General features: G+C 61.9%; 4 protein-coding genes and 1 pseudogene. 2 read left to right on the forward strand and 3 right to left on the reverse strand.

The window, feature by feature from the left end; all coding sequences use genetic code 11:
* The 3 genes and pseudogenes from ACH2DW_RS15170 to ACH2DW_RS15180 all read right to left on the reverse strand — a co-directional run.
* Nucleotides 1-224, reverse strand: a pseudogene (locus tag ACH2DW_RS15170) (acyl-CoA dehydrogenase); the annotation flags it as partial.
* Nucleotides 225-470: 246 nt separating this feature from the next.
* Nucleotides 471-1,256 (reverse strand): enoyl-CoA hydratase-related protein, encoded by a 786-nt coding sequence (locus ACH2DW_RS15175; RefSeq protein WP_394930586.1) that lies wholly within the window; start codon nucleotides 1,254-1,256, stop codon nucleotides 471-473.
* 72 nt (nucleotides 1,257-1,328) lie between these two features.
* Nucleotides 1,329-2,096, reverse strand: coding sequence for a glucose 1-dehydrogenase (locus tag ACH2DW_RS15180; protein ID WP_394930587.1), 768 nt, complete (start codon nucleotides 2,094-2,096; stop codon nucleotides 1,329-1,331).
* Nucleotides 2,097-2,181: 85 nt separating this feature from the next.
* On the opposite strand from ACH2DW_RS15180, the gene ACH2DW_RS15185 reads away from it, so the two are divergent.
* Nucleotides 2,182-2,739, forward strand: coding sequence for a MarR family winged helix-turn-helix transcriptional regulator (locus tag ACH2DW_RS15185; protein ID WP_394930588.1), 558 nt, complete (start codon nucleotides 2,182-2,184; stop codon nucleotides 2,737-2,739).
* Nucleotides 2,736-3,403, forward strand: a 668-nt coding sequence (locus ACH2DW_RS15190; RefSeq protein WP_394930589.1) for an LLM class flavin-dependent oxidoreductase, incomplete at its 3' end; no start/stop codon positions are given. The genes ACH2DW_RS15185 and ACH2DW_RS15190, both read left to right, overlap by 4 nt.

Here is a 3,403-nt window from a genome sequence, read left to right on the forward strand (position 1 = left end):
CCAAAACCAGGGCCACCGAGCTCTTCGTCGAGAAAGAGCGCCCACAGGCCCTGGTCCTTGACTTCTTGCTGGAGCTCGCGGACGTAACCTCTCACTGCGTCGTTTGGCCAGCGCACTGCGTGAGGGAAAACCCGGTGCAGCGGCTCGACTTTCTCGTCGCAGAACTGTTGGATCCAGTCCAGCTTCGTCTGGAATTCTGGGTCGGTCGAGAAGTCCCATGCCATAGGAGCCACCCTGGCACGATCGTCATCAACATCAGCGACTCAGCTGATCAGGATGTACACGATGATCGCAGTTCGCAGCGGAGGCCAAGCGAGCTGGTGGTGACGATCGAACCTCCGGCTGGAGGCGAATGCAGTGAAGAACTCGTCTGAAGTTCCCCGATTCCGGTGGAGACAGTCGTGCCTGCTTCTGTGACGCGACGTTGGAACTCCTGGCTGACCGGCTGGTGAAGCGCTTCGAAAGCCGGGCTAGTTCACGAACTGGCGGAAGTTCGGCTTGCGCTTCTCTTTGAACGCGTTGACACCTTCCTGCGACTCGGCGGTCCCGTAGTACAGGTTGGTCGCGTACATGCCCATCCCTGCGATTCCGGCCTGGTGGGCCGTGTCCATGTTGAACGAGCGTTTGGCGATCGCAATCGCCGTGGGGCTCTTCTCGCAGATCTCTTTCGCCCACTGCTCAACGGTGGCGTCGAGTTCGTCGTCGGGTACGCAAGTGTTGGCAAGCCCCATCTCCTCGGCTTGCCGTCCGGAATAGCGGCGGCAGAGGTACCAGATCTCCCGAGCCTTCTTCTCGCCGACGACGCGAGCGAGGAACGTGGTGCCGTACCCGGCGTCGACCGAACCCATGGATGGACCGACTTGTCCGAAGATCGCCGACTCTCCACAGATCGTCAGATCGCAGATGGTCGCGAGAACGTTGCCGCCGCCGATCGCGTAGCCCTGCACCTTGGCGATCACGGGAACTGGAACGTCGCGAATCGCGGCGTGCATCTCTTCGACCGGCATGCCGACCGTGCCGCGCCCGTCGTACTGCTGGCCTTCGTGAACCGACTGATCGCCGCCGGTACAGAATGCCCGGTCGCCAGCCCCGGCGAAGACGATGACACCAACGTCAGAGTCGAAGCCAACGTGTCCGAAAGCATGAATGAGTTCTTCGCAGGTCTGGCCCCGAAAGGCATTCATGACCTTGGGCCGATTGATGGTGATGTAGGCAACATGGTCACGCTTGTTGACCGTGATATCGGTGTAGTCCATCGTTGTGTTCCTTGTCGTTGTTGTCGTTGTTGTCGTTGTTGGGGGTGCAGTGATTCGGTGTGGCGACGGCGATTAGCCGGCCATGGTGAGGCCGCCGGACACGCTGAGGACTTGGCCGGTCACAAATTCGGCAGCGTCGCTCGCGAAGAAGAGCACTGCGCCGCCGAGGTCGTCCGGTTGGCCGATGCGTCCAATCGGAATGGACCGACGGAATGCCTCGCGCAGCTTCTCGGGGTTGGCAGCAGCATCGGTGACGCTGGCGAGGAGCGCCGTGTCGGTTGGGCCCGGGCAGACGACGTTGAAGGTGATGCCGTTGCGGGAGTGTTCGCGCGCCATCGTCTTGGAGAAGGCGACGATCCCGGCCTTGCATGCGGCGTACACCGCTTCGCCTGATGAGCCGACGCGGGCCGCATCTGACGAGATGTTGACGACGCGACCGACCCCTCGTTCCACCATGGCTGGCAGTACGGCGTGGTGCATGTTGAGCGCTCCGACCAAGTTGATGTCGATCAGGCGTGACCAGTCGTCGGGCTGGGTGTCGAGGAACGGCACGAACAGGTCCCAGCCCGCGTTGTTGACCAGGACATCGATCGGCCCAAGGTCGGCAACGGTGCGTTCGACGGCAGCGTCGACGGACGATCGTTCGGTGATGTCGCACGCGATCGCGAGGGCGTGAGAACCGTCTGCGGTGAGCGTTTCGGCGACAGCGTTTGCAGCGCCCTCATCTCGATCGAGGACGGCGACGGCGGCTCCTTCTGCAGCGAAGTGTCGGCAGAGGGCGCTCCCGATACCGCCACCGCCGCCGGTCACGATCACGGTCTTGCCGTCAAATCTACTCATTGGCTTCTCCTTCAGTCGTTGCGTTCGATGTAACATGATCTTGTCATAGTTGTCAGCCGCTGAACTCACTCGAAGTGGACTCCACATGCATGAAACACGTCAAGTTGGGAACGATTTCCATACAACTGAGGGAAACGGTCCCCGTGGTGCTCGCTTCGAGTTGGCCAACCTCTTGTTCTTCCGTCTGTACCAATGCGCAAACTTGTTGCATAAAACGGGAACCAAGGCGGTGGAGTCGGAAGGGTTGACGACGCAACGTTGGGCCGTGTTGGGAGCGCTCTCGCGGCCCGAGTCAGCCGATGGCATGGCGGTGGGTGATCTCGCGAAGTTTCTGAAGGTGAGTCGGCAGAGTCTCGCCGGGGTGGTGAAACATCTCGAAGACGACGAGCTCATCGGAAGCGAGACCGATCCCTCAGATGGCCGGTCGCGCCGTATTCGACTGACCGCACGCGGGGCTGAGCGGTGGCATGCCCGGGCACTCCCGTTGATCGACGACTACTACGAACAGGCCGCCGCCGGTTTGTCGATCGAAGACATGAGCCACGCGTTGCACTACTTCAGTCGACTGCTCGAGAACATGACCGACATCGACAGCCGCGTTGAACTCAGCACACCCAACCACAACCCGCGAGGGGGCCAATGAAGATTGATCTGATGGTGGGTTCAAGCCGTTGGGCTGACACCGCAACCCTTGCTCGCGAGGTCGAAGCAGCGGGACTCTCGGGGATGGTCTTCACCGAAACGGGTCAAACCCCGTGGCTGAGTATCGCTGCAGCCGCCACGGCCGCACCTTCGCTCACCTACTCCACTGGTATCGCCGTCGCGTTCGGGATGAGTCCGATGGTTGCGGCATCGCTGGCTTGGGAGCTGGCCGACAATACCGGGGGACGATTCCGGCTCGGGCTGGGAAGCCAGGTCCGGGCACACGTCGAGCGTCGCTACGGCGCGGAGTTCGACCCACCTGTCGGTCGAATGCGCGACTACATCCAGGCGGTCAAAGCCACGCTCGCTGCGTTCCGAGGCGACGCCGATCTCGCCCACGATGGGCCGCACTACAAACTTTCGCTGCTGCCCGACCAGTGGCGGCCGCTCAGCCACGGTCACGGCGACATCAAGGTCGACGTGTCAGCGGTCGGACCCGCCATGTGCAAGATGGCTGGCGCGGTGGCCGACGGCATCCATGTCCATCCGGTGCACTCGGTTCACTACCTGAACACGCGACTGCTCCCGTCGGTCGCCGTTGGTGCAGCGGCGGTCGGACGTGATCCATCAGAGGTTGACCTTTTGATCCCGTCGATCATCGTGCC

It is taken from the genome of uncultured Ilumatobacter sp. (assembly GCF_963980585.1).
In the GTDB taxonomy this organism is placed as follows: domain Bacteria; phylum Actinomycetota; class Acidimicrobiia; order Acidimicrobiales; family Ilumatobacteraceae; genus Ilumatobacter_A.